At 59.5% G+C, this 22,520-nt stretch carries 28 protein-coding genes and 1 tRNA gene; 4 read left to right on the forward strand and 25 right to left on the reverse strand.

What is annotated here, in order from left to right:
* Positions 1–41: 41 nt before the first annotated feature.
* The 3 genes from mscL (at position 42) to galE (ending at position 3,152) form a co-directional block, all read left to right on the forward strand.
* Positions 42–470 (forward strand): large conductance mechanosensitive channel protein MscL, encoded by a 429-nt coding sequence (gene mscL, locus ACQZ5K_RS02080; protein ID WP_448739512.1) that lies wholly within the window; start codon positions 42–44, stop codon positions 468–470.
* 154 nt (positions 471–624) lie between these two features.
* Positions 625–1,791, forward strand: a complete 1,167-nt coding sequence (locus ACQZ5K_RS02085) for a pyridoxal phosphate-dependent aminotransferase (protein ID WP_448739513.1) — start codon at positions 625–627, stop codon at positions 1,789–1,791.
* A 329-nt stretch (positions 1,792–2,120) separates the two neighbouring features.
* Entirely contained in the window at positions 2,121–3,152 is a 1,032-nt protein-coding gene (galE, locus tag ACQZ5K_RS02090; RefSeq protein ID WP_448739514.1) for a UDP-glucose 4-epimerase GalE, read from the forward strand.
* A gap of 12 nt (positions 3,153–3,164) precedes the next feature.
* Here galE and ACQZ5K_RS02095 read toward each other — a convergent pair whose 3' ends face one another.
* The 10 genes from ACQZ5K_RS02095 to ACQZ5K_RS02140 all read right to left on the reverse strand — a co-directional run bounded on the left by ACQZ5K_RS02095 (position 3,165) and on the right by ACQZ5K_RS02140 (position 10,015).
* Positions 3,165–3,998 (reverse strand): DUF6030 family protein, encoded by an 834-nt coding sequence (locus tag ACQZ5K_RS02095; RefSeq protein WP_448739515.1) that lies wholly within the window; start codon positions 3,996–3,998, stop codon positions 3,165–3,167.
* A 149-nt stretch (positions 3,999–4,147) separates the two neighbouring features.
* Positions 4,148–4,375 (reverse strand): DNA gyrase inhibitor YacG, encoded by a 228-nt coding sequence (gene yacG, locus ACQZ5K_RS02100; RefSeq protein ID WP_448737286.1) that lies wholly within the window; start codon positions 4,373–4,375, stop codon positions 4,148–4,150.
* 3 nt (positions 4,376–4,378) lie between these two features.
* Positions 4,379–5,002 (reverse strand): Maf-like protein, encoded by a 624-nt coding sequence (locus tag ACQZ5K_RS02105; protein ID WP_425647871.1) that lies wholly within the window; start codon positions 5,000–5,002, stop codon positions 4,379–4,381.
* Between the two features lie 33 nt (positions 5,003–5,035).
* Positions 5,036–5,254, reverse strand: coding sequence for a translation initiation factor IF-1 (gene infA / locus ACQZ5K_RS02110; protein ID WP_003503453.1), 219 nt, complete (start codon positions 5,252–5,254; stop codon positions 5,036–5,038).
* Positions 5,255–5,397: 143 nt separating this feature from the next.
* The gene (locus tag ACQZ5K_RS02115) at positions 5,398–5,886 is read right to left on the reverse strand and encodes an arsenate-mycothiol transferase ArsC (RefSeq protein WP_448739516.1); all 489 of its coding nucleotides are present in this window, start codon (positions 5,884–5,886) and stop codon (positions 5,398–5,400) included.
* Between the two features lie 2 nt (positions 5,887–5,888).
* Positions 5,889–6,362: a UPF0262 family protein gene (locus ACQZ5K_RS02120; protein ID WP_004432477.1), complete on the reverse strand. Its 474-nt coding sequence runs from the start codon at positions 6,360–6,362 to the stop codon at positions 5,889–5,891.
* Between the two features lie 3 nt (positions 6,363–6,365).
* A complete protein-coding gene (hisD, locus tag ACQZ5K_RS02125) occupies positions 6,366–7,664 on the reverse strand; it encodes a histidinol dehydrogenase (RefSeq protein WP_448739517.1) in 1,299 nt (432 codons plus the stop codon).
* A 133-nt stretch (positions 7,665–7,797) separates the two neighbouring features.
* Positions 7,798–8,238 (reverse strand): DUF2948 family protein, encoded by a 441-nt coding sequence (locus ACQZ5K_RS02130; protein ID WP_004432481.1) that lies wholly within the window; start codon positions 8,236–8,238, stop codon positions 7,798–7,800.
* Between the two features lie 114 nt (positions 8,239–8,352).
* On the reverse strand, positions 8,353–9,645 hold the full coding sequence (gene murA / locus ACQZ5K_RS02135) for a UDP-N-acetylglucosamine 1-carboxyvinyltransferase (protein ID WP_127756374.1): 1,293 nt from the start codon (positions 9,643–9,645) through the stop codon (positions 8,353–8,355).
* A 103-nt stretch (positions 9,646–9,748) separates the two neighbouring features.
* On the reverse strand, positions 9,749–10,015 hold the full coding sequence (locus tag ACQZ5K_RS02140) for a hypothetical protein (protein ID WP_448739518.1): 267 nt from the start codon (positions 10,013–10,015) through the stop codon (positions 9,749–9,751).
* Between the two features lie 155 nt (positions 10,016–10,170).
* On the opposite strand from ACQZ5K_RS02140, the gene ACQZ5K_RS02145 reads away from it, so the two are divergent.
* A tRNA-Thr gene (locus ACQZ5K_RS02145) sits at positions 10,171–10,245 on the forward strand.
* A 187-nt stretch (positions 10,246–10,432) separates the two neighbouring features.
* On the opposite strand, the gene ACQZ5K_RS02150 is transcribed toward ACQZ5K_RS02145, so the two are convergent.
* The 15 genes from ACQZ5K_RS02150 to fliI all read right to left on the reverse strand — a co-directional run bounded on the left by ACQZ5K_RS02150 (position 10,433) and on the right by fliI (position 22,517).
* Complete coding sequence (locus ACQZ5K_RS02150; RefSeq protein WP_059760551.1) at positions 10,433–11,374, reverse strand: flagellin N-terminal helical domain-containing protein; 942 nt, start codon at positions 11,372–11,374, stop codon at positions 10,433–10,435.
* Between the two features lie 240 nt (positions 11,375–11,614).
* Positions 11,615–12,577 carry a flagellin N-terminal helical domain-containing protein gene (locus tag ACQZ5K_RS02155; RefSeq protein ID WP_142778667.1) on the reverse strand — a complete coding sequence of 321 codons (963 nt, stop codon included), beginning with the start codon at positions 12,575–12,577 and terminating at the stop codon, positions 11,615–11,617.
* Positions 12,578–12,985: 408 nt separating this feature from the next.
* Positions 12,986–13,906 (reverse strand): flagellin N-terminal helical domain-containing protein, encoded by a 921-nt coding sequence (locus ACQZ5K_RS02160; protein WP_020810649.1) that lies wholly within the window; start codon positions 13,904–13,906, stop codon positions 12,986–12,988.
* A 372-nt stretch (positions 13,907–14,278) separates the two neighbouring features.
* The gene (fliP, locus tag ACQZ5K_RS02165) at positions 14,279–15,016 is read right to left on the reverse strand and encodes a flagellar type III secretion system pore protein FliP (RefSeq protein ID WP_448739519.1); all 738 of its coding nucleotides are present in this window, start codon (positions 15,014–15,016) and stop codon (positions 14,279–14,281) included.
* Positions 15,013–15,513 (reverse strand): flagellar basal body-associated FliL family protein, encoded by a 501-nt coding sequence (locus ACQZ5K_RS02170; RefSeq protein WP_035259607.1) that lies wholly within the window; start codon positions 15,511–15,513, stop codon positions 15,013–15,015. The genes fliP and ACQZ5K_RS02170 overlap by 4 nt, the downstream gene beginning before the upstream one ends.
* 28 nt (positions 15,514–15,541) lie before the next feature.
* Positions 15,542–16,261, reverse strand: a complete 720-nt coding sequence (flgH, locus tag ACQZ5K_RS02175; protein ID WP_020810646.1) for a flagellar basal body L-ring protein FlgH — start codon at positions 16,259–16,261, stop codon at positions 15,542–15,544.
* A complete protein-coding gene (locus ACQZ5K_RS02180; RefSeq protein ID WP_004432496.1) occupies positions 16,258–16,794 on the reverse strand; it encodes a MotE family protein in 537 nt (178 codons plus the stop codon). Before ACQZ5K_RS02180 ends, flgH begins: the two co-directional genes overlap by 4 nt.
* Positions 16,791–17,912 (reverse strand): flagellar basal body P-ring protein FlgI, encoded by a 1,122-nt coding sequence (locus tag ACQZ5K_RS02185; protein ID WP_078051260.1) that lies wholly within the window; start codon positions 17,910–17,912, stop codon positions 16,791–16,793. Before ACQZ5K_RS02185 ends, ACQZ5K_RS02180 begins: the two co-directional genes overlap by 4 nt.
* Positions 17,909–18,397 (reverse strand): flagellar basal body P-ring formation chaperone FlgA, encoded by a 489-nt coding sequence (gene flgA, locus ACQZ5K_RS02190; RefSeq protein WP_004432498.1) that lies wholly within the window; start codon positions 18,395–18,397, stop codon positions 17,909–17,911. The genes ACQZ5K_RS02185 and flgA overlap by 4 nt, the downstream gene beginning before the upstream one ends.
* Before the next feature lie 20 nt (positions 18,398–18,417).
* Positions 18,418–19,206: a flagellar basal-body rod protein FlgG gene (gene flgG, locus ACQZ5K_RS02195; RefSeq protein ID WP_004432499.1), complete on the reverse strand. Its 789-nt coding sequence runs from the start codon at positions 19,204–19,206 to the stop codon at positions 18,418–18,420.
* Between the two features lie 18 nt (positions 19,207–19,224).
* Positions 19,225–19,560, reverse strand: a complete 336-nt coding sequence (locus tag ACQZ5K_RS02200) for a flagellar hook-basal body complex protein FliE (protein WP_004432500.1) — start codon at positions 19,558–19,560, stop codon at positions 19,225–19,227.
* Positions 19,557–19,976 (reverse strand): flagellar basal body rod protein FlgC, encoded by a 420-nt coding sequence (flgC, locus tag ACQZ5K_RS02205; RefSeq protein ID WP_020811275.1) that lies wholly within the window; start codon positions 19,974–19,976, stop codon positions 19,557–19,559. The genes ACQZ5K_RS02200 and flgC overlap by 4 nt, the downstream gene beginning before the upstream one ends.
* A gap of 3 nt (positions 19,977–19,979) precedes the next feature.
* Complete coding sequence (gene flgB, locus ACQZ5K_RS02210) at positions 19,980–20,372, reverse strand: flagellar basal body rod protein FlgB (RefSeq protein ID WP_004432502.1); 393 nt, start codon at positions 20,370–20,372, stop codon at positions 19,980–19,982.
* A 171-nt stretch (positions 20,373–20,543) separates the two neighbouring features.
* Positions 20,544–21,068, reverse strand: coding sequence for a hypothetical protein (locus ACQZ5K_RS02215; protein ID WP_425292520.1), 525 nt, complete (start codon positions 21,066–21,068; stop codon positions 20,544–20,546).
* 42 nt (positions 21,069–21,110) lie between these two features.
* Positions 21,111–22,517, reverse strand: coding sequence for a flagellar protein export ATPase FliI (gene fliI, locus ACQZ5K_RS02220; RefSeq protein WP_448739520.1), 1,407 nt, complete (start codon positions 22,515–22,517; stop codon positions 21,111–21,113).
* Positions 22,518–22,520: the final 3 nt, after the last annotated feature.

Below are 22,520 nucleotides of genomic sequence, written 5' to 3' on the forward strand. Positions count from 1 at the left end.
CATAGCTTCAGCTCGCGAAGCAGGAGAGAGGGACAATCTGAATGCTTAACGAATTTAAAACCTTCATTGCCCGCGGCAATGTCATGGATCTGGCCGTGGGTGTTATTATCGGTGCGGCTTTCAGCAAGATCGTCGACTCCGTCGTCAACGATCTCATCATGCCGATTGTCGGCGCGATCTTCGGCGGGTTCGATTTTTCGAACTACTTCCTGCCGCTGAGCTCCAGCGTCAACGCCCCCTCGCTCGCCGCCGCCCGCGAGCAGGGCGCCGTCTTCGCCTACGGCAACTTTCTGACGGTTCTCATCAACTTCCTTATCCTGGCCTGGATCATTTTCCTGATGGTCAAGGGCGTCAACAAGCTTCGTGATTCCGTTGAGCGCAAGAAGGTCGAGGAAAAGCCGGAAGCAGCACCGCCGCCGGAAGACGTCAAGCTCCTCACCGAAATCCGCGATCTGCTGAAGACGCGTTGATTGTCGCCATCGTCCCCGGCCTGATGTGCCGGCCCATGAGGCCGGCGATCTCCTGCCGGGGATGACCCATAAAGAAAATCCATGATCGCCTCACGGAATATCATGCACATGGCTGGTTCGATGCGATAAGAAGGCACCCAACGGAGTGTCTTTAATGTCCATTTTGAATAGTCTGAGTGCGCGCTCTCTGGCGGCTCCCGAGAGCGGCATTGTCGAAGTCGTCAATTATGCCCGGGGGCGGGACAATCTGCTGCCGCTCTGGGTTGGCGAAGGCGATCTGCCAAGCCCCGACTTCATCAATCAGGCCGCCATCGACGGGCTGAACAATGGCGAAACCTTCTATACCTGGCAGCGCGGCATTCCGGAATTGCGGCAGGCGCTGAGCCGTTATTACGAGCGCCATTTCGCGGCGTCGCTGCCGCCGGAGCATTTCTATGCTACCGGTTCCGGTATGCAGGCGATTGTGCTTGCCGTGCAGGCGCTCACCTCGCCGGGCGACGAGATGGTGTATCTCTCACCCACCTGGCCCAATATCGTTGCCGCCATCGGCGTGGCCGGCGCGAAGGCGGTTCCGGTCGGTATCGATTTCCGCGATGGCCGCTGGGATCTCGATATCGACAGGCTGGAAAGCGCGATCAACGGCAAGACGAAGGCGCTTTTCATCAACACACCCTCCAACCCCACGGGATGGACGGCAACACGCGACAATCTCCGTGACGTTCTGGCGCTCGCCCGCAAACACGATCTGTGGATCGTCGCTGACGAAATCTATGCACTCTACCACTATGCCGGCAGCCGCGCGCCGTCCTTCCTCGACGTGATGGAGCCGGACGACAAAATAGTCTTTGCCAATTCCTTCTCGAAGAACTGGTCCATGACCGGTTGGCGCGTCGGCTGGCTTGTTGCGCCGCCCGCCATCGGTCAGGTGATCGAAAACCTCATTCAATATTCCACGTCAGGCGTGGCGCAATTCATGCAGCGCGGTGCGGTTGCCGCGCTCGACCATGGTGATGGTTTCATCCGCGAGAACTACGACCGTGCCTTGACCTCTCGCGACATTCTTTGCGACGCGCTGATAGCCACGAACCGTGTGGAAACCTTGAAGCCGGATGGCGCCCTTTACGCTTTCCTCAAGATCGACGGCGTCACGGACAGCCGCGCCACGGCGCTCGATATCGTCGACAAGACCGGCGTCGGCCTTGCGCCCGGTACGGCTTTCGGCCCGGGCGGAGAATTGTTCCTGCGCGCGTGCTTCCTGCGCAACCCCAGGCAGATAGAAGATGCGGCCGATCGGCTGGCATCCTACATTCTCGGCAGGTAAGCCTCGATCTTCCTGACAACGGTGTCCCCTGCAGGGCAGGGCATCGCGCTGCGGTAGGGAAATCGGCAACAAAATCACAGCGAAGACCTATAACTGCAACCCCACGGCGTAACCATCGACGTGGGGCTTTTTCTGTGCTATTCGCTCCTCGTTCCATTTATGAGAACATTTTCATCTAATCACTAAAAAGAAACTCATTGCGCTAACCAATCGTAAGCCACCTTTTTAATGGGGCGGGCGCTCGGTTGTATATTCGCTGTGCAAGTAATCAATGATGAAGAATTATTGGCTTTGATAGGCTCAAGAAAAGCAAACAGGGAAGTATTGTCATGGCTGTTCTGGTCACGGGTGGGGCCGGTTATATAGGAAGCCACATGGTGTGGGCTTTGCTCGATGCCGGGGAAGAGGTCGTTGTTGTCGACCGGCTTTCGACGGGGTCGCGCTGGGCTGTTGCGCCAGCGGCGCGTTTTTATCTGGGCGATGCGGCGGACCGCGCCCTGCTGGACCAGATTTTCGAAGAGAACCAGATCGAGACCATCTTCCACTTCGCAGGCTCTGTCAGCGTTCCTGAATCGATCAGCCAGCCGCTCGAATATTACGAAAACAATACGGGCACGACCCGCGCCCTCGTCGCTGCGGCGGTCGCCCATGGCATCCGCAATTTCATCTTCTCCTCGACAGCCGCCGTCTACGGAAACCAGCCCTTTGATGGCCCGGTTCCTGAAACCGCGGTCCTCAGCCCGGAAAACCCCTACGGCCTGTCGAAACTCGCTTCCGAAATCATGCTGCGCGATGTCGTGCAGGCGCATGATTTCAACTATGTGGCGCTGCGTTATTTCAACGTCGCCGGAGCCGACCCGCAGGGCCGCGCCGGGCCTTCCCCCACGGGCGTGGCGAACCTCATCAAAGTCGCCTGCGAAGCCGCAACCGGTCGCCGCGATCAAGTGGACGTTTACGGAACAGATTACCCGACCGCCGATGGCACCGGTGTCCGCGACTATATTCATGTCAGCGACCTGATCGACGCCCATATGCTCGCCATGGCGCATCTGCGCGCCGGTGGTGGCACCCGCACGCTCAATTGCGGTTATGGCGTCGGTTATTCGGTTCTGGATGTCCTGCAGGCGGTGCAGCGGGAATCGGAACGCGATTTTCCGATCATCCATTGTCCGCGCCGCCCGGGCGATATTGCGACCATGGTGGCGGATTCGTCGCGTATCCAGTCGGAACTGGGCTGGCGTCCCCGCTTCAACGATCTGGCGACAATCGTTCGCACCGCGCTTCAGTGGGAGGCCAAACGTCAGGGCCAGCAAAGCGACAGGATTCCGCCGGTGCGGCGCAAGCTGGCTGCAATAGGCTGAGCGGCCTTCGCTTCATCGGACACGGTCTTTCTTGACGGAGGGATAGAGCGCCGGCCGATCCTGTGGAGCGGCTGGGCTAAGCCAGCGATCCCTGTCAAAGAAGCTGCGTGTCAGCTTCAATCCCGGCGATTGTTCGCTTGCGAGCAAAATCACGTTCAGGCGATGCGGCGCCGTCGGTTCCGGTTTTATGGAAACCGAAATACCGAAATGTTGTGCCTGATAGGGCTGCATCCGGCGTGCCGGCTCAAGCATATCCGCCAGATCGGCCCAACGTGTCTGTCCGATGATCATGGCGAGCGCTTCATCGAGCTTCGTCAGAACGGCCGCGCCGTCCGGCGTCTTGGGTGCAACCGCCTTCATCCGGATGGAGCGAATTTCTCCCGAGGCTTCCCCCCTGATTTCAAGAAAGAGCGATGCCCGCTCGGCCGGGTCTGATGCGTTTCCTGCCGCAAAATCGGCCATGCATTCGAAACTGCGGATGTTGACCGGGCTCGCGTCCCAGCCACGCGGGTTGGAGAAACCAGCGGCGGTAAAGCGGTCGCAAAGCTCCTTGCCGGAAACAACGAAATCGCGGGCGAAAGATGCTCTGTCGCCCATTTGCTCGAACTTCAACAGATGCGGCGGCAGAGAGACTTTTTGGACGGCGAGTTTCTGTCGTTTAACAGGCTTCATCTTCGGTGGCGTGGCGGACTGCATGGCGGGCGCCAGATTGAGATAGGCCAGCACGCTTTTGAGGTGCTTCCTGTCATTGGCCAGCAGCACCGTCGCGCCTATGGCAAGGCAAACGGCCAGCACCGCAAACAGCAGCGCGCCATGGCTCACTCTCTTTTGCAAGCCTGCGTCCATCGCAAGACCTTAAGGGGCTGGCGGAAAAGGCGTCAGCCGGTTCTGATATGGTTTTTCGGGCTGTCGGCAACCCGGTGAATATGTGGTGTGAGCGGTGGCTCTGAAAATCTTATGCAATTCACCGCCGAAGTTTCCGGCGGTGCACGGTCTCATTCGGCGTTATTTTTACCGCCGTCCTGTCCGCCGGCGCTGCTTTCATCGTCTGCAACCGGAATGGCGTAGGAGCCTTTCAGCCAGCGGGCAAGATCGAGCGAGCGACAGCGATCCGAACAGAAAGGATAGTCCTCGCGCGTCGAGGGCCGCCCGCATTCCGGGCATGGCTGGGATTTGCGAAGCGGGGTGACGTTTCCAGCGCCTTCGGTGGGGGACTTTGCCATGGCCTATCCTTCGAGCCAGCCCGAAGTCACCTCAAATCCTTCTCCGGAAAGAAGCGACATGGTTTCATAAAGCGGCAGGCCGACGACATTGGTATAGGAGCCGGTCAGTTTCTGCACGAAGGCGCCGGCAATGCCCTGGATACCATAGGCTCCCGCTTTGCCGCGCCACTGGCCCGACGCAATGTAAGCCTCGATCTCTCGCGTGGAGAGGCGCTTGAAGCGCACCTTGGTCTCCGCGACCTTCTGGCGGATCTTGCCGCCGGGGGTCACAAGGCAGATGCCGGTATAGACCCAATGGCTGCGTCCCGAGAGAAGATGCAGCGCCGCCGAGGCCTCTTCCGTATATTCGGCCTTGCCGACGATGCGGCGACCAACGGCGACCACCGTATCGGACCCCAGAACATAGGCGTCTTTCCACGTCTGTTCACTTTTCAGCGCCGCCTGCGCGGCTTCCGCCTTCTGCAGTGACAGACGGCGGCAGAGCGTGCGCGGATGCTCGAGCTTGGCCGGCGTCTCGTCGATATCCATCGGCATCAGACGTGCCGGTTCGATACCGATCTGATGCAGCAGCTCCAGACGCCGCGGCGAGCCGGATGCCAGAACGAGCTTTTGTTTTGAATTGGTCATTGCGCGGCCCGGGCGTCCGTTGCGGAACGTGGATTACTTGAAGCGATAGGTGATGCGGCCCTTGGTGAGGTCGTAAGGCGTCATTTCGACCAGCACCTTGTCGCCGGCCAGAACACGGATACGGTTCTTGCGCATGCGGCCCGCCGTGTGGGCGATGATTTCGTGGTCGTTCTCAAGCTTCACGCGGAATGTTGCGTTCGGCAGCAATTCGGTTACGATGCCCGGGAATTCAAGGACTTCTTCTTTTGTCATGTAAGGGTTTTCTTCCTGTTGATAGTGCCGGACATATCGAGTCCGGGAAAATTGCGCGGAAACTACACAATCCCGGCACATTTGTGAACCTCTAAAGCATCGGCTTGAAAATCGCGATTGATTTTAACAGGCCGAGGCAGTTTTCAGTCTTTTGAAAGCGTATCCGCCACCGGCTGCTGCCGCCTAGGCAGTCGTTCCGAGATCAGCTTTGCCAGATGCTCCCGCACCTCGCGATAGGCGTCGAGAATCTGCTCGCGCGTGCCTGTGATCACCGTCGGGTCCATGGTCGGCCAATAGACCACGTCGAGCGAATTCGAGCGCGTCAGTTCCAGTGCGGCGTGATGGGCTTCCGGCGTCAATGTAATGATCAGATCGAAAAAATCATCCTCGATCTCGTCCAGAGTGCGCGGTTTGTGCTTGCCGAGCGAAAACCCCTGTTCTTCCAGCACCGCATCCACGAATGGATCGCGCTCGCCGGCCCGCACGCCGGCGGACTGTATATAGATGCCGGGCGCCACCAGCCGTTTGGCGATGACCTCCGCCATGGGGGAACGGATGGAGTTCATGCCGCACATGAAGAGGACCGATTTGGGCGCTCGTCCCTCGTTTGGCGCTGCGGCAGGATCGATCATCTCTAACCCCGCCAATAAAGCACGCAGACAAGGGTGAAGAGGCGGCGCGCCGTGTCGAAATCTATCCTGATCTTGCCCGAAAGCCGGTCCATCAGCGTCTGCGAGCCATCATTGTGAATGCCACGCCGGCCCATGTCGATCGCCTCGATCTGGCTCGGCGTAGAGGAGCGGATCGCTTCGTAATAGCTTTCGCAGATCAGGAAATAATCCTTGATGATGCGGCGGAACGGCGTCAGCGACAGAATATGGGTCGCGACATCCTTCTCGTCTTCGGTGCGGATTGAAAAAACCAGCTTGGCATCGACCAGCGATATATGCAGCCGATAGGGGCCGCCATCATGGCCGAAGGGTTCGAAGCTGTTTTCTTCGATCAGGTCGAAAATGGCGACGGCGCGTTCATGCTCAACGTCGGGCGTGGACCGGCCGATGCTGTCGTCCAGTACCACGTCGCAAAGCCGGAAATCGCCTGAAGCCATCGCTTAACTTTCCGGATTGAGGCGAATGGAGACGGAACGCGCATGCGCGTCCAGTCCCTCGGACCGGGCAAGGGTGATGGCCGCGGGCGCAAGCTGTCGCAACTGCTCCGGTCCAAGCCGCAGGATCGAGGTGCGCTTGACGAAATCCAGCACCGAGAGGCCAGAGGAGAAGCGCGCCGACCGCGCCGTCGGGAGCACGTGGTTGGAGCCGCCGACATAATCGCCGATCACTTCCGGCGTATGGCGTCCGACGAAGATCGCGCCCGCATTGCGGATATGCGCCATCAGGGCATCCGGGTCATCGACGGCAAGTTCCAGATGCTCGGCGGCGATGCGGTTGGCGAGCGGAATGGCGTCGGTGAGCTTTTCGACCAGAATGACCGCGCCGAAATCGGCCCAGCTCGCCGCCGCCGTCTCGGAGCGCGACAGGCGCTTCAACTGCCGCTCGACAGCGGCTTCAACGGCCTTGCCGAGTTCGGCATTGTCGGTGATCAGGATGGATTGCGCGCCGCGATCATGCTCCGCCTGCGCCAGAAGATCGGCGGCAAGCCAGTCGGGATCATTGTCCCTGTCGGCAATAACCAGCACTTCGGAGGGACCGGCGATCATGTCGATACCGACGGTGCCGAAGACCTGGCGCTTTGCGGCCGCCACATAGGCATTGCCGGGGCCGACGATCTTGGCGACCGGCGCGATGGTTTCCGTGCCATAGGCAAGTGCGGCGACGGCCTGTGCGCCGCCGATGCGATAGATTTCCTCGACGCCCGCAATACGCGCCGCAGCCAGCACCGCCGGATTGACCGCGCCGCCATTGGCCGGAACGACCATGACGATACGCTCCACACCGGCGACCCTGGCAGGCACGGCGTTCATCAGCACCGAGCTTGGATAGCTCGCCGTGCCGCCGGGCACATAAAGGCCCACGGCTTCGATGGCGGTCCAGCGCGAGCCGAGGCCCACGCCGATATCGTCCTCGTAAATATCATCCTTCGGCATCTGCCGCGCATGGTGTTTTTCGATACGCCGGGCAGCAAGTTCAAGCGCCTCGATGACGCTCTTGTCGACGGCGGCAAAGGCCGCATCGATCTCGTCCGCCGTGACACGCATCGAGACCTTGGCGAAATCGATACCGTCGAATTTCTGGGAATAATGGGCAAGGGCCGCATCGCCGCGATAGCGGACATCGTTGATGATGTCGCGAACGGTTGCGTTGACGTCTTCGGAAACTTCTCTCTTGGTTGTCAGGAAGGCCGCGAATTTCCGTTCGAAATCCGCCGACGCCTGCTCCAGCCAGATTGCCACGCCATTACCCTTTCATTGTCCCCGCGGGCGATCCCGCGAGGTGCACGAACTTACCGCAGAAAAATTGCGGCTCTGGTATGTGGCATAAATCGAAACGGTGACGAAAGGCAACCGTTGCAATGGCGCGGTGTGCTTATTCGCTATCGGGATGGTGCGGTTTGGCAGCGGTTTCCCAGGCGCCGCTCACATCGGTCAATTGCGCCTCGATGCATTCGACATCGAGCGCGATGGCGCCGCCGCCCGAAAGCGTCAATTCCACGGCTCCATCAGGTCCTTCGCCGTTCTGCACGAAGCGGATGGCAAGAAGCGACAGCACCTGTTCCCTGTCGGCGCGGTTGATGCCGTGCGAGCGGACGGCCGAGACGCGTTTCAGAAAAACGACGCTGCGGCAGCGTTCCGGTGGCAGGTTCTTTTTGTCAGTGCTTTCCCAGACGAAACGGTTGGCGGAAAGCGTGAACTGGCCGTGCTTCGGCTCGAAGGCAACATCCTTCAGCTTGAAGACACTGTCCTGCATATGCGTCGAGATGACGGAGAGATCTTCAGTATCCAGCGCGAGCAATTTCAGGCCGCTCATCTTTTTCTTCCTTCTTCTGCGGTGCGGACCGCTATTTCCATGACTTACATTGGAAATAGGCAGTCCGGGCCCACTCTGCAACGGGTAGAAAACGGATGAGCGGCGAAGACAGGATCAATCGCTGACGCGTTCGACCAGCGCACCGCAGCGGGTGAGCTTTTCCTCGAGGCGTTCGAAGCCGCGATCGAGGTGGTACACGCGCGAAACCATGGTCTCGCCCTCCGCCACGAGGCCGGCAATGACCAGCGATACGGAAGCGCGCAGGTCGGTCGCCATGACAGGCGCACCCTTCAGGCGGGAGACGCCCTCGATGCGTGCCATCTGGCCGGAAAGCGAAATCTTCGCACCGAGACGGGCGAGTTCCTGCACATGCATGAAGCGGTTTTCAAAGATGGTTTCGGTGATATGCGAGACGCCCTGCGAACGGGTCATCAGCGCCATGAACTGCGCCTGCAGGTCGGTTGGGAAGCCGGGGAAGGGCTCCGTCACGATATCGACCGGCTGGATGCCGTTGCCGTTGCGCACGACGCGAAGGCCGGTTTCCGTCTCACTTATTGTGGCGCCTGCAAGCCTGAGCGTGTCGAGCGCGTTATCGAGCAGCGCTGCGCGCGTGCCTTCCAGCACGACGTCACCGCCGGTCATTGCCACCGCCATGGCATAGGTGCCGGTCTCGATACGATCCGGCAGAACCCGGTGACGCGCGCCGGAGAGTGAGGAAACACCCTCGATGGTGATGGTGGAGGTGCCGGCGCCTTCGATCTTCGCGCCCATGGCGATCAGGCATTGCGCCAGATCCACCACTTCCGGCTCGCGGGCGGCGTTGTGGATGACGGTGGTGCCGCGGGCAAGGCTTGCTGCCATCAGCATCACATGCGTCGCGCCGACGGAAACTTTCGGGAAGGTGTAAACCGCGCCGATCAGGCCGCCCTTGGGCGCCGTGGCGTTGATGTAGCCGCCATCGATCTCCATCGTTGCGCCGAGCGCCTCGAGGCCCTCGATGAACAGGTCGACCGGGCGCGTGCCGATGGCGCAGCCGCCGGGCAGGGAAACGCGGGCGCGGCCCTCACGCGCCAGAAGCGGGCCGATGACCCAGAAGCTTGCGCGCATCTTGGACACCAGCTCGTAAGGTGCGGTGGTATCGACAATGGTGCGGCAGGTGAAGTGCACGGTGCGGGAATAGGCTTCGCCCTGGCTTTCGCGGCGGCCGTTGACGGAAATATCGACGCCATGATTGCCGAGAATGCGGATGAGCTGCTCCACGTCCGCCAGATGCGGCACGTTTTCGAGCGTCAGCGTGTCGCTGGTCAGAAGCGATGCGATCATCAACGGCAAGGCGGCGTTTTTGGCGCCGGAAATGGGAATGATGCCGTTTAGCTTGTTGCCACCCGTAATTCTGATGCGATCCATGCGTCCCTACGGGCCTGTGCCCGCCTTTCTTTATCGTGCCTTGCGGAAAGGCGCGTCCTTAGACGAATTTCCGCGGCGTTTCAATTTATGCTTGGTGAATTCTCTATGAGGATGATTCGTCCGTTTTTGCGGCAGGCAGGCCAATCGTCTCGTCCTCTTCGCCGGCACGGCGCGCGCGAACCTGCTGTTTGCGCTTTAAAAGATTTTCACGAAGCTTCTTGGCCGCCCGCGCCTTGCGTTCCGCCTCGCGCTGCCGCGCCTTTTCTCCAGGCCCCGCCTGCGGCTTGCCATCGGCCACCGGGGCGGATGCTTCCGCGGAAGCGCCGGCGAAAACCGCTGCCTTTGCCTGTTTGTCATGATGTTCGTTCATAGATTCAGCAATATCTGAAAAATGTATTTTTCAACAGGGGGCACGCTTTTTTGCCCCGCTTGATGAAGAATATCGTTTTGCGACTTGCGCTCGTCAAAAACCTATGGCAATAGGCCGCCACGCTTGATGCTGAAGCAAACGCTTCGGCACCGGATGCTGCTATAGCTCAGGGGTAGAGCACTCCCTTGGTAAGGGAGAGGCCGAGAGTTCAAATCTCTCTAGCAGCACCATTTCTCTCCGAAATTTCAAATGTTTACGCGGTTGTTGAACCGATCGCCTGCGGCGGTTGATGCATGCGCGCGCCGCGCAGTTAGCGGCAAGTGGAAAACCGCGCCTCTTGCGAAGCGCGGTTTCCATATCCGAATATTCTGTTGCTGCCAGAGCGGGACGAAACCGCCCGTAGCCATCGGGCGCCGCTTACTGACGGAATAGCGACAGGATATTTTCGGAACTGGTATTGGCGATGGAAAGCGACTGGATGCCCAGCTGCTGCTGTGTCTGCAATGCCTTGAGGCGTGTTGATTCTTCGTTCATGTCCGCATCCACCAGGCGGCCGATGCCGCTGTCGATGGAGTCGGTAAGCTTGGAGATGAAATCTTCCTGCAGACCGATGCGCATCTTGATGGAGCCGAGGGCGGAGGAGGCGCTGCTCAGAGACTGAAACGCGGTTTCGACATCGGTGAGAAGATTGCCGATCGTGTAGGTCGGGGGCGTTGCACTATCGAAAAGTTTGAGATCGATGTCCCATACTGAAATGCCCGAGGCTACGCCGGCCTCTCCGATGATGCCTTTTGTGGTGTCGAGCGTTGCCGGCGTGCCGGTCAGGCCAAAAATCACATTGGGTGTTTCTGTCGCGGTCGTCGTATCGATAAGCGTATAGTCGGTTTTCGTAACGTTGACGGAACCGCTGCCGTCACGGACAAAGCCGGAAACGACGGTCTTTGCGCCGGTACCCAGCAACCAGTTTTCACCGCTGAAAGATGCGCCCTGCGCAATCGATTCCAGCTGCTTTTTCAGCTGGTCGATTTCTTCCTGGATCTTCGTCTTGTCGACGCCCTCTTCGGTTGCCGCAACGATTTTCGATTTGATTTCTTTCACGACTTCGACGGCGCTTTCCATTGCGGAATAAGCGACATCGATCTTCGCCGCGCCGAGTCCGAGTGCATCCTGAACCGCGGAAAGGGCCATGTTGTCCGAACGCATGGTGGTCGCGATCGACCAATAAGCGGCGTTGTCGGAAGCCGTTTTAACGCGCAGCCCGGAAGAAACTCTGGATTGTGTGTCTTCGAGCTGGCCGCTGATTGCACGCAGTGTCTGAAGCGCCGACATGGCGGCGGTGTTTGTCAGAATACTTGTCATAATTGCCCCTCTGAGCTGGCTAAATGGGAAGGGACATTCCGGGATCGCCGGAAACGACAACGCGGCGTGATGCCTGTTAACCTCTTTTTCGTCTTGGTTAACGAGTCGTTTCGATGGCTTGATTTAGCGGTGATTTGGTTAATGAAGTCTTAATCAAGAAATGAATGAATTTTGCAGTCAATTGCACAAACAAAAACCGCGCCTTTCGGCGCGGTTGATTTTTTCGCTTTCGGTCTTCGATTAACGGAAGAGCGACAGAATGCTTTCGGAGTTGCTGTTGGCGATCGAGAGAGCCTGAACGCCGAGCTGCTGCTGGGTCTGCAGGGCCTTGAGGCGGGTGGACTCTTCGTTCATGTCAGCGTCCACGAGGCGGCCGATGCCCTTGTCGATGGAGTCGGACAGCTTGGAAGCGAAGTCTTCCTGCAGGCCGATACGCATGGAGAGCGAGCCGAGCTTGGCTGCGGCGCTCGTCATTGCCTTGAGAGCGTTTTCAACCAGCGTCAGTGCTTCGGCCATGTTGGTGGCGCGGTCTGCGGCTGCATACTGGGTGATGTCCAGTGTGTAGACGGACTGAGCGGTGACAGTCGTGAACGTTCCGGTCGTGCCGAGAATACCGCTCGTGTCGGGGGCGCCCGTGGCGTCAACCGAACCGAAAAGAGTGTTGCCGGTAGCGGTGTTGTCGAGGGCGTACTTCGTGGTCGTGACGTTAACGGCACCGCCGGTGGAGCGAACGAAGCCAGCAACGACCGACTTGTCCGGGTCCGTGCCGGGCGTGGTAGCGCCGAGGGTCGAAGTGCCTACGAGCCAGTTTTCGCCGTAGAAGGATGCGCCCTGTGCGATCGATACGAGCTGGTTCTGCAGCTGATCGATTTCTTCCTGAACCTTGGTGCGGTCGACGCCTTCTTCAGTTGCCGTGACCAGCTTTGCCTTGATTTCCTTAACGACTTCGATTGCCGATTCCATACCGGCAGAAGCGGTGTCTACCTTGGCAGCGCCGAGGCCGAGAGCGTCGGAAACCGAGGAAAGCGCCATGTTGTCGGAGCGCATGGTGGTCGCGATCGACCAGTAAGCAGCATTGTCAGCAGCTTCGCCAACGCGGAGGCCGGAGGAAACGCGTGCCTGGGTGGATTCCATGTTCTGGCCGATGGTGCGCAGAGTCTGGAGCGCAGACATTGCTGCGACATTGGTAATAATGCTCGTCATAGTAGTGTGCCCCTTGAATGGCTGATTAAAGAAGGGACATTCCGGTTTCACCGGGAACGGCGCACAGCATCATGCCTGCTAACTGGCTGATTTTTAACGTTAGCTCGCCGTTTCGATGAGCTTAGGTAACGCCAGTTTGGTTAATGAATTGATAAGCGGGAAAAGAAAATCAGCATTATGAAAATTCAAAATTACAACTCTCGCGCGTGCGCGCGCGTATCCCGAAATATTTAAAAAAAAGATAAGGCCGCATCCTTATTCGGGATGCGGCCTGTCTGGTGCATTCGGTTCGATTCAGCCTATCGAACCTTTATGCTTTCTGCCCGGATATGCATTTGGTCAGCCCCCGAATGCATGTGGGAAGAAAATGGGTCCCCCAGCCCCGAAGGGCTATGAGAAGTTCAGCTCTTAGCGGAAGAGCGACAGGATGTTCTGCGAGTCGCTGTTGGCGATCGACAGAGCCTGGATTGCCAGCTGCTGCTGCGTCTGCAGAGCCTTCAGCTTGGTGGACTCTTCGTTCATGTCGGCGTCGACGAGGCGGCCAACACCCTTTTCGATGGAGTCGGACAGCTTGTCGGCGAAGTCGGTCTGCAGGTCGATACGTGCAGACAGCGAGCCGAGCTTGGCGCCGGCGCTGGTCATCTTCGTCAGGGCCGTTTCAACGGAGTAAAGAGCGTTGTCCAGGTCATCGGTGCCGACGTTGAGGTCGAGAACGGAAATCTGGGTGTAGGTCTTGGCGCCGACGGTGGTGGTTGCACCGGTAGCGTTCAGGATACCGGAGTTGGCATCGATCGTGCCCGGCGTCGCTTCGGTGTAGAGCATGGACGATGCATCCAGCGCGTAGTCCGTCGTCTTGACGCTGACATTGCCGTTGTCGTCACGGACGAAGCCGGATACGACCGTCTTGGTGGCGTTGGCGGTGGAAACGAGCCAGTTTTCACCGTTGAACGAAGCGCCCGTGCCGATCGACTTCAGCTGATCGAGAAGCTGGGTAACTTCTTCCTGAATCTTGGTCTTGTCGACGCCTTCTTCCTTTGCGGCAACGACCTTGGCCTTGATCTGGGTAACAACATCGATAGCGGCTTCCATACCGGCAGATGCGGTGTCAACCTTGGCAGCGCCCATGCCCAGTGCGTCAGATACTGCGCCGAGAGCCTTGTTGTCGGAACGCATGGTGGTCGCGATCGACCAGTAAGCAGCGTTGTCCGAAGCCGAACCAACCTTCAGGCCGGAAGAAATGCGGTCCTGCGTGGTCGACAGATCGGAAGCGATGGAACGCAGGGTCGAGAGAGCGGCCATTGCGTTGGTGTTGGTGAGAATGCTTGCCATAATAAATGTGTCCCTTGTTTTTACGAGATACTGGAGTGGGGACATACCGGGTTTGGTATTACCGGTCGCAACGTTTCGGCTTCATGCCACTCGGTTCGGAAATGCTTAGTTTCAGAAACCAAACCCGCTGCGTGTAGAAAGAAATTCGCAGCGAAAAATTGCCCAATTATTAATTTGGTGGCCAAGAAATATTGGAAAATACTTATGGTTACTTTTTGATTTAGTTAAATGGTAATTTTTTTATTTAAAAAGATAGTTACCAAGTCGCCAGAAAAACTGGTAACCAAAGCGTAAAAACGCGCAAAACCCGCGTACCTGGGCACGCGGGGTTAAAAAACAGGGTTAACGGGTGTCAATCAGGCACAGAGGCCGTCAGTTGAACGATCTGACGAGACTGCCGACCAGCAGGTTCCAGCCGTCGATCAGCACGAAGAACAGGATCTTGAACGGCAGCGAAATCGAGGTGGGCGGCAGCATCATCATGCCCATCGCCATGGTGATGGTGGCGACGATCAGATCGATGACCAGAAACGGCAGGATGATGAGAAAACCGATCTCGAAACCGCGCCGGATTTCCGACAGCATGAAGGCCGGAACGAGCACGCGGTAATCGACGACATTGTCGGTCATCACTTCCTGGCCGCGCTCGCGGGCGATATCCACGAAAAGCTTCAGATCCTTGTCACGCGTATTGGCGTTCATGAAGGTGCGGAAGGGTTCCGCGATGCGCTGCACGGCCTGCTGTTCGTTGATCTGGTTCTGCAGAAGCGGCTGCACGCCGTTGGTCCAGGCTTTGTCGAAGGTGGGCGACATGACGTAGAAGGTCATGAACATCGCCATCGACAGCAGGATCATGTTGGACGGGGTCGAGGCCAGTCCCATGCCGGAGCGCAGGATCGAAAAGGCGATCACGAAGCGCGGAAAGCTCGTGACCATGATCAGGATGCCCGGCGCGACCGACAGAACCGTCAGCAGGCCGAAGGTGCGGATGATCCATGCCGCAACGGAGCCGTCTATCTGCGTGTTGAACAGATCGGACGGGAATTGCTGGGCACTGGCAAGACCCGGCAAGGCAAGGAGGACGGCGATGGTTACAAGAAATCGAATCATTCGATGACAAAGGTCCGGAACATGACCTTGGATACGCGCCCTTGAGAGCGCAGGTCAACTCGTTCCTGAATGTCATCCTTAAGATATTGAAAGCCGCGCGGCCCTTCGAGCTGCTGAAGGGAAACGGTGCGGACATAGGCCATGATGTCCTGGTGGATATCTTCCGCCAGACCCACCTCGACCGGCCCCTTGAACATCAGCGCCACTTCCAGCCGCACCCAGTTCGTCGAGGGGTAAGCGAGGTTGGTGGTGATGGGATCGAGCTGGACGATGCCGTTCGCCTCGGCCGAGATTTTCTCGATACCCTCTTCCTTTTTCTCGCCGTGTCCGCCGGCCGCAGCCGGGGCATGCGCCTCCGCTCCGGCGATCTTCGGCGCGATCATGCCGCCCACCAGCCAGCCGCCGCCCGCGCCGAGCAGCGTGAGGATCGCAACGCCTGCGATGGTCATGACCAGAGGGGAGGATTTTTTCTTGCCCTCAGCCTGTTCGTTTTCCATGGGTCAGTCCCGTTCCCGTGTGCCGAGGTCAGAGCGGCGAGAACAGGTCGACGACCTGTTGCCCGACCGGGGGCTGCTGCACTTCCGTCAGACGTCCGCGACCGCCATAGGAGATGCGTGCTTCGGCGATGCGCTCGTAGGAGATCATGTTCTGTGCATCCACATCCTGCGGCCTGACGATACCGCCGACATTGAGGATGCGGATTTCGTGGTTGACGCGCACTTCCTGCGAACCGCTGATGATGAGGTTGCCGTTTTCGAGAATGCCGGTCACCACGGCGGCCACGAGGAGCGTCAGCTTTTCAGACCGCTTGGTCTTGCCCTTTGCCTGGGTGTCGGTGTCGGAACCGTAATTGATGCTGGAATCGGCCTTCGGGTTCCAGCCGAACACCTGCGCATCCGCCTTCCAGTTCAAACCGCTGGAATTGGTGCGGTTGCGCTCGGTCTCGTTGTCGAAATCGGCCTTGTCGTTGATCTGGATATTGACGGTCAGGATGTCGCCGATGTTGAGGGCGCGCAGATCCTTGAACAGGGCGCCCTGGCTGTCGCTCCACAGCGAATAGCCGCTCGCCATGTGCTTCGGCTGCTTCGGATACATGCCCATTTGCGGCGTCTGGCTGAATTGCAGGCCGCTGCCGATCGGGCTCATCGCGGGTGCATTGCCGATTTCCTTCAGGGTCTGGTTGTTCTGGCAGCCGGCAAGCAAAGCGAGCGGCAGGAGGAGGGCCGGAAGACGACGCGTGCTCATGAAGGATCCTTCGAAGTGTTTTTATCGGTTGCCTGCGACATGATGCCGGCGACGACAGCGGCCTTCTGCGCATCCATCTCGCTGAGGATGAGGCCCGACTGGCGCGGCGGCAGCTGCATGATGATGGCGGCCGCTATTTCCACATGCATCTTTTCGAGCTGGGGTGCGGCGGCATCGGCCTTCATCGTCTTGTAGATATCGACGAGATTGCTTTTCGCCTGATTGAGGAAGTGTTCGCGGCGGGCCAGCCAGTCCTCATATTCCGCCTTGCGGTCTTCCAGCACGGCAATGCGCTCGTTGACGTCGGACTGCAGCTTTTCCAGCTCCTGCTTTTGCAGCAGATAGCGCTGGTCGCGGGCCGCATCGGCGATGTTGGTGCAGAATTTCTGGATTTCATCCTGCGTGCTGAGTTCCGAAACCACGTTCTGCTGGCTTTCCGCGCCAGCAGCGGGAAGCAGGAAAAGCAGCGAGGCGACGGCCGCGAAGCGGACAAGGCCATTCGGGAAAGCGTTGTTCTTCCGAGTTTCCATCATTGCAGCACAAGCTCCGCCTGAAGGGCGCCGGCGGATTTGATGCCTTGCAGAATGGCGATGATACCGTCCGCCTTGAGCCCGATGCTGTTGAGACCGGCAACCAGCGTGCGAAGGTCAGGCCCTTCGACGATGGCAACCTTGCTGCCTTCCTGCAATGCCATGATATCCGTCTGCGGCTGCACGGCCGTCTGGCCGCGCGAGAAGGGCGCCGGCTGGATGACCTGCGGCGTTTCCGTCACCTGCACGGTCAGCGTTCCGTAGCTGACGGCGACGCGGGAAATGCGCACATCCGCGCCGATGACGATCGTGCCGGTGCGCTCGTTGATGACGACCTTGGCCGGCGTATCCGTTTCCACGGTCAGGTTTTCGATTTCCGCCATCAGCCGGGTGAGATCCGCGACGCGGGGCTTCTGCACCGCGATTTCCTGCGAATCGCGCGGCTCGGCGATGGGATCGCCATAACGGGCGCGCGCAAAGGCGTTGACGACATCGGCGACGCGCACCGCCGTCGAAAAATCGGGATTGCGCAGCTGAAGGACCAGATTGACCGAATCCTTGAATTTCGACGGCAACTCCCGCTCGATGATCGCGCCGTTCGGCACGCGGGCGGAGGTGGTGACGCCCTGCGTCAGCGTCGCGGCATCGCCCTGCGCTGAAAAGCCGTTGACGATCAGCGCGCCCTGGGCGACCGCGTAAATCTGCCCGTCAGCGCCGGAAAGCGAGGTCATGATGAGCGTGCCGCCGCGCAGCGACGAGGCGTCGCCCAGCGAGCTGACCGTCACGTCGACACGGCTGCCGGGGCTGGCGAAGGGCGGCAGATTGGTCGTCACCATCACGGCGGCGATGTTCTTGGCGTTCGACTGGCCGCCCTGCGTGGTGATGCCGAGATTCTGCAGCATCGCGCGCATGGATTGTTCGGTAAACGGCGAGGAGCGCAGGCTGTCGCCCGTGCCCTGCAGGCCGACCACGAGACCGTAACCGATCAGCTGGTTGTCACGTCCCGCCTGCAGCGATGCGATATCCTTGATGCGGGATGTGTCCGCGTGCGCTGCCGGAACGGAAAGGAAGGGCTGGGCCGAAAACAGAATGGCCGCGGCCAGAATACGAAGCACTCTCATTTCGCCATCACCTGAATGGTTCCGTCCTTCATGACCGTGCCGTTGACGATGACGCCGGAATCGATGTTGCGCACCCGCACGATTTCGCCGAGCGAGCCGTCGGTCATCGGCGTTCCCGAAGCCATCAGCGTCATGTTGCCGATGGTGAAGACGAGTTTGACGCTGGTGCCGCGCACCACCAGCGAGGGTTCGCGCAGGGCGGCAACGGGGATCGTGCGTCCGGGAAGCAGGGTCTGCTTGGAGATCATGCCTTCCACTTCGCTGATATCGCTCGCATAACCCGAGGAAATATTGGGATTGGTCACTTCCACCGGCTTCACCTGTTCGGGCGTGATCGTCTCGCCCGGATAGATCGTGCGGGTGGGAACCAGCGCCATCGGCGCCTGGGCAAGAGCGGGCGTCAGGACGCCCAGTGAAAAGGCAGACGCAAGGCATATACGGACGAGCGCCGTTCTGCTGCTGCTATGTTTCCGGCCAAACCTCATGTTCGCCTGCCTTTCCGTTCTTACTTCAGGTTCTTGCTGACAATCGAAGCCATTTCGTCAGCGGTGGTGATGACCTTGGAATTCATCTCGTAGGCGCGCTGCGCCGTGATAAGGTCGGTGATTTCCTTGACGGCGTCGACGTTCGAGCCTTCGAGATAGGACTGCTTGATGTAGCCGTAGCTCGGATCGTCAGGCACGCCGATCACCGCGTCGCCGGAGGCCGGCGTCTGGGCGAAGAGGTTGTCGCCGAGCGGCTTCAGGCCGGCTTCATTGGCGAAGTTGGCGATGGTGAGCTGGCCGAGTTCGGTGAATTCCGTGGCATTGCCGATACGGGCGGTCACCTGTCCCGTGCGGGTAACGGTGATGTCCTGCGCATCGGTCGGGATATTGATGTTCGGAATGACGTTATAGCCATCGATCGTCACCAGATTGCCGTCGGCATTCTTGTTGAAGGCGCCGGCGCGGCTGTAGAGTGTCGAACCGTCAGCCGCCTCGATCTGGAACCAGCCCTGGCCGATGATCGCGACGTCCAGCTTGTTGCCGGTCTCGATCAGGTTGCCCTGGGTGTGGATGTTGCGCACGGCCGAGGTCTGCACGCCGAGGCCGATATTGGCGCCCTCGGGCACGATCGCCTGGTTGGCGCGGTTCGGCACGCCCTGCATGCGCTCGGTCTGGTAAAGAAGATCGGTGAACTCCGCACGCGCGCGCTTGTAACCGGTGGTGTTGATATTGGCGATGTTGTTGGCGATGACTTCCAGATTGGTCTGCTGGGCGTCCATACCGGTGGCAGCGATGGCAAGAGCTCTCATGTCAATATTCCTGCTGGGCTAGATCTGCATCTTGGTAATGTCGAGATAGGCCGACACGATCTTGTCTCGGAGCGCGATGGCGGTCTGCAGCGACTGTTCGGCCGAAAGCATGGCGTCGACCACTTCACGCGTATTCGCCTTGCCCTGAATGCCTTCGAAGGAAGCGACTTCCGCCTTCTTCAGATTGTTCATCGCATCCACCGACATATTGCCGAGAACGCTGGCGAAGCTTGCGCCCGTCTGCTGGGCAGGCGTCGTCTGCTCGCTGCCGAAAACGCTTTCCGTCAGTGAGGAAATGCCGCTTGCGCCGCGTGTGAGCGAAAGGGAACTGACTTGCTTGATACCGTCGATCATTGCGATGCCTTCAGAAGGTCGATTGTGGAGGCGACGAGGTCGCGTGTCTGGCGGATGACCTGAAGATTGGCGTCGTAGCTGCGGTTTGCTTCGCGCATGTCCGCCATTTCGATCAGGATATTGACGTTTGGCATCTTCACCATGCCGTTGCTGTCGGCGGCCGGGTTGCCGGGATCGTATTCATTAATGAAATCGCCACGGTCGACGCCGAGCTTCTTCACCGTTACGCGCTCCACGCCGCTGACACGGTCGAGCTCGGAACCGAAAGTGATGGTCTTGCGGCGATAGGGGTCGGCGCCGGGGGTGTCGCCGGTCGATCTGGCGTTGGCGATGTTTTCGGAGACGATGCGCAGTCGCGTGGACTGCACCTCCAGGCCGCTGCCGGCAATCTTGCTCGCCGCACTCAAGGGATCCATGGCTTACCTCTTAACCGTCATCAGCATCATGCGATGGAAGGATTTGACGAGATTGGCGTTCAGCTCGTACTGCCGCTTGATCTCGCCGGTCTTGGTCATTTCTTCCGCAAGCGCGACCGAATTGCCCGATTCCTGCATGCCGATCTCGTTATTGACCGGGTTGTCGCGCACCGCGATATTGTCGCTGAGGGTGCTTTCGCCGAAGTGGGCAGGGTTGGTCCTCGCCATGCCGACCTGCTGGCTGGTGGCCTGCATGACCGCTTCGAAAGGGCTGACATCCTTGGCGCGGAACTTGGGTGTGTTGGCGTTGGCGATGTTGGTCGCCACGACTTCCTGCCGCACGCTCAGCCATTCCGCTTGGCGGGATGCCAGATCGAACAGTTGAATCGGTTGCATAGACTTCTCCATCTCGTATGGCCCGAACCTACGGGGCTAATCTTGCGTCAGACTTGCGGAGAGGGGAGAAGGCGCGGAACGGCGCAAGACGCGGATATGGATGCGGCCTGCCCAAAACAAAAAAGGCGCGCCGGCAGATGCGGCGCGCCTTTTGAACCAGAGAAAAATCTTCTATTTTTCAGGGCGATAGGTTTTCCCGGAAGACGTCTCTATCAGCCACTCGCCGTTGCGCTGTTCGATCTTCGTCAGCAACGCATTGTCCGGCAGGGTCGAACCGACCCTCACCATATACATGCCCGAACCGTCCTCGATCAGGGCGCGGCCGTTGGAAACATGCAGCAGACGGAAGGAGGTCTGGCCGGGGAAGGGCTGATCCTCGATCCCGGCTGCCAGATTGTTCTGTTTTTCCTTGCCGCCAGCGTTCACGGTCGCCGTCGTCAGCATGTCGGGCAGATCCGCCGGCGGCGGGGTGTCTTCCTTGTTGCGGTTGGTCATGGCCATCGGCGAGACGCTGAAGACTTCCCGCGGGCCGGTATGGGGCAGATCGCGGGTGCGGTCGCCGCCCGCCACCTTCATGCCGAATTTTTCCTCGTTGAAGAACACGTACCACGGAAAAAATGCTGCTGCAGCGGCAAGCGTGATGCCTGTCCATGCCAGAATACGGTCGGGCGTGAAGAAAATCGGCCTGGGCAGCACGTCTTCATCGTGGCTATCGTTGTTCCGCTTTTTCTTCACGGGTCAGCCTCTCGCTCTCGGGGTTACCTGCGGCTGACTGTTCTGCGCTCCGTTCCGTAAGGCGGTCGCAAGATCAGCATAGGCATCCTGTGCCGCCGGTTCGTCCGGCAGCTGCTTCAATGTCTCGTAGATGATTGGAACCTGCTTCACCGCCATGTCGAGATCGGGGTCGGTTCCAGGCCGATAGCCGCCGATGAGGCGAAGATCGCGCGTTTCCTCGAAGCGATGCACCAGCGCCTTGAGGCGCGACACCAGCTTTTCCTGATCCGGTGTCCAGGCCTTCTTGGCGAGACGCGAGATCGAGGCGAGCGGGTTGATCGGCGGGTAACGGCCTTCTTCGGCAAGGCTGCGGTCGAGCACGATATGGCCATCGAGAATACCGCGCGTCGAATCCGCAATCGGATCGTTGTGATTGTCGCCATCCACCAGAATGGAGACGATGGCGGTGATGGTGCCGGTGCCTTCCGCGCCCGGTCCCGCCCGCTCCAGAAGGCGCGGCAGTTCGGTGAAGACCGAGGCCGGATAGCCGCGCGCCACCGGCGGCTCGCCCGAAGCGACCGCCACTTCGCGGATCGCATGGGCAAAGCGCGTCACGCTGTCGATGATGAGAAGGACATTGTCGCCCTGATCGCGAAAATGTTCGGCGATGGTGACGGCGGAAAGCGGCGCCATCTTGCGCAGCATCGGGCTCTCATCGCTTGTCGCAACGACGGCGATGGACTTGCTCATATTCTCGCCCATCGTGTCTTCGATGAATTCGCGCACTTCACGGCCGCGTTCGCCGACAAGCGCAATTACCACCTTGTCGAAGGCGTCTGCCTTGGCGAGCATCGACAGCAGCGTGGATTTGCCCACACCGGAACCGGCGAAAATGCCGAGGCGCTGGCCGAGGCAAAGCGGCGAGAAGATATCGATTGCCCGCACACCGGTCTTGAAAGGCGTCTCCACCCTTTTGCGCGTCATCGAGGGTGGCGCATTGTTGGAAATCGAACGGCGCTCGATGCCGGAGGCCAGCGGACCCTGGCCGTCGATAGGTTCGCCGAGCGCATTGATGGTGCGCCCGCACCAGCTGTCGTCGGGCGAGACGCGGAAGGCGCCCTTGCGGATGACGGTGTCGTGAATGCCGATCGGCTCGCCGGGCTCGATGGGGCAGACATAGCAGATGTCCGGTTCCACGCGCACCACTTCGCCGAGATGAATGCCGGTCGCGCTGCGATGGGCGACGAATTCTCCGAGCCGCACATGCCGTGACAGGCCGGAAACCGTATAGTGCCCGGCGGCGATGGTGCGGACATGCCCGCCATGCGCCACTGAAAACTCCGGATCGGCATAATGCCCGGCGAGGCTGGCCAGCTGTGCGAGCTTCGGTGAAATGGCGTCAGCCGAGAGCATGGATTCCGGAATTGTCATTAC

This window comes from Agrobacterium sp. 22-226-1 (genome assembly GCF_053522345.1).

Bases quoted from the DNA above. Each gene is read 5' to 3' on its own strand.
- mscL (WP_448739512.1), top strand. From the start codon at position 42: ATGCTTAACGAATTTAAAACCTTCATTGCCCGCGGCAATGTCATGGAT.
- ACQZ5K_RS02085 (WP_448739513.1), top strand. From the start codon at position 625: ATGTCCATTTTGAATAGTCTGAGTGCGCGCTCTCTGGCGGCTCCCGAG.
- galE (WP_448739514.1), top strand. From the start codon at position 2,121: ATGGCTGTTCTGGTCACGGGTGGGGCCGGTTATATAGGAAGCCACATG.
- ACQZ5K_RS02095 (WP_448739515.1), bottom strand. From the start codon at position 3,998: ATGGACGCAGGCTTGCAAAAGAGAGTGAGCCATGGCGCGCTGCTGTTT.
- yacG (WP_448737286.1), bottom strand. From the start codon at position 4,375: ATGGCAAAGTCCCCCACCGAAGGCGCTGGAAACGTCACCCCGCTTCGC.
- ACQZ5K_RS02105 (WP_425647871.1), bottom strand. From the start codon at position 5,002: ATGACCAATTCAAAACAAAAGCTCGTTCTGGCATCCGGCTCGCCGCGG.
- infA (WP_003503453.1), bottom strand. From the start codon at position 5,254: ATGACAAAAGAAGAAGTCCTTGAATTCCCGGGCATCGTAACCGAATTG.
- ACQZ5K_RS02115 (WP_448739516.1), bottom strand. From the start codon at position 5,886: ATGATCGATCCTGCCGCAGCGCCAAACGAGGGACGAGCGCCCAAATCG.
- ACQZ5K_RS02120 (WP_004432477.1), bottom strand. From the start codon at position 6,362: ATGGCTTCAGGCGATTTCCGGCTTTGCGACGTGGTACTGGACGACAGC.
- ACQZ5K_RS02130 (WP_004432481.1), bottom strand. From the start codon at position 8,238: ATGAGCGGCCTGAAATTGCTCGCGCTGGATACTGAAGATCTCTCCGTC.
- murA (WP_127756374.1), bottom strand. From the start codon at position 9,645: ATGGATCGCATCAGAATTACGGGTGGCAACAAGCTAAACGGCATCATT.
- ACQZ5K_RS02140 (WP_448739518.1), bottom strand. From the start codon at position 10,015: ATGAACGAACATCATGACAAACAGGCAAAGGCAGCGGTTTTCGCCGGC.
- ACQZ5K_RS02150 (WP_059760551.1), bottom strand. From the start codon at position 11,374: ATGACAAGTATTCTGACAAACACCGCCGCCATGTCGGCGCTTCAGACA.
- ACQZ5K_RS02155 (WP_142778667.1), bottom strand. From the start codon at position 12,577: ATGACGAGCATTATTACCAATGTCGCAGCAATGTCTGCGCTCCAGACT.
- ACQZ5K_RS02160 (WP_020810649.1), bottom strand. From the start codon at position 13,906: ATGGCAAGCATTCTCACCAACACCAACGCAATGGCCGCTCTCTCGACC.
- fliP (WP_448739519.1), bottom strand. From the start codon at position 15,016: ATGATTCGATTTCTTGTAACCATCGCCGTCCTCCTTGCCTTGCCGGGT.
- ACQZ5K_RS02170 (WP_035259607.1), bottom strand. From the start codon at position 15,513: ATGGAAAACGAACAGGCTGAGGGCAAGAAAAAATCCTCCCCTCTGGTC.
- flgH (WP_020810646.1), bottom strand. From the start codon at position 16,261: ATGAGCACGCGTCGTCTTCCGGCCCTCCTCCTGCCGCTCGCTTTGCTT.
- ACQZ5K_RS02180 (WP_004432496.1), bottom strand. From the start codon at position 16,794: ATGATGGAAACTCGGAAGAACAACGCTTTCCCGAATGGCCTTGTCCGC.
- ACQZ5K_RS02185 (WP_078051260.1), bottom strand. From the start codon at position 17,912: ATGAGAGTGCTTCGTATTCTGGCCGCGGCCATTCTGTTTTCGGCCCAG.
- flgA (WP_004432498.1), bottom strand. From the start codon at position 18,397: ATGAGGTTTGGCCGGAAACATAGCAGCAGCAGAACGGCGCTCGTCCGT.
- flgG (WP_004432499.1), bottom strand. From the start codon at position 19,206: ATGAGAGCTCTTGCCATCGCTGCCACCGGTATGGACGCCCAGCAGACC.
- ACQZ5K_RS02200 (WP_004432500.1), bottom strand. From the start codon at position 19,560: ATGATCGACGGTATCAAGCAAGTCAGTTCCCTTTCGCTCACACGCGGC.
- flgC (WP_020811275.1), bottom strand. From the start codon at position 19,976: ATGGATCCCTTGAGTGCGGCGAGCAAGATTGCCGGCAGCGGCCTGGAG.
- flgB (WP_004432502.1), bottom strand. From the start codon at position 20,372: ATGCAACCGATTCAACTGTTCGATCTGGCATCCCGCCAAGCGGAATGG.
- fliI (WP_448739520.1), bottom strand. From the start codon at position 22,517: ATGACAATTCCGGAATCCATGCTCTCGGCTGACGCCATTTCACCGAAG.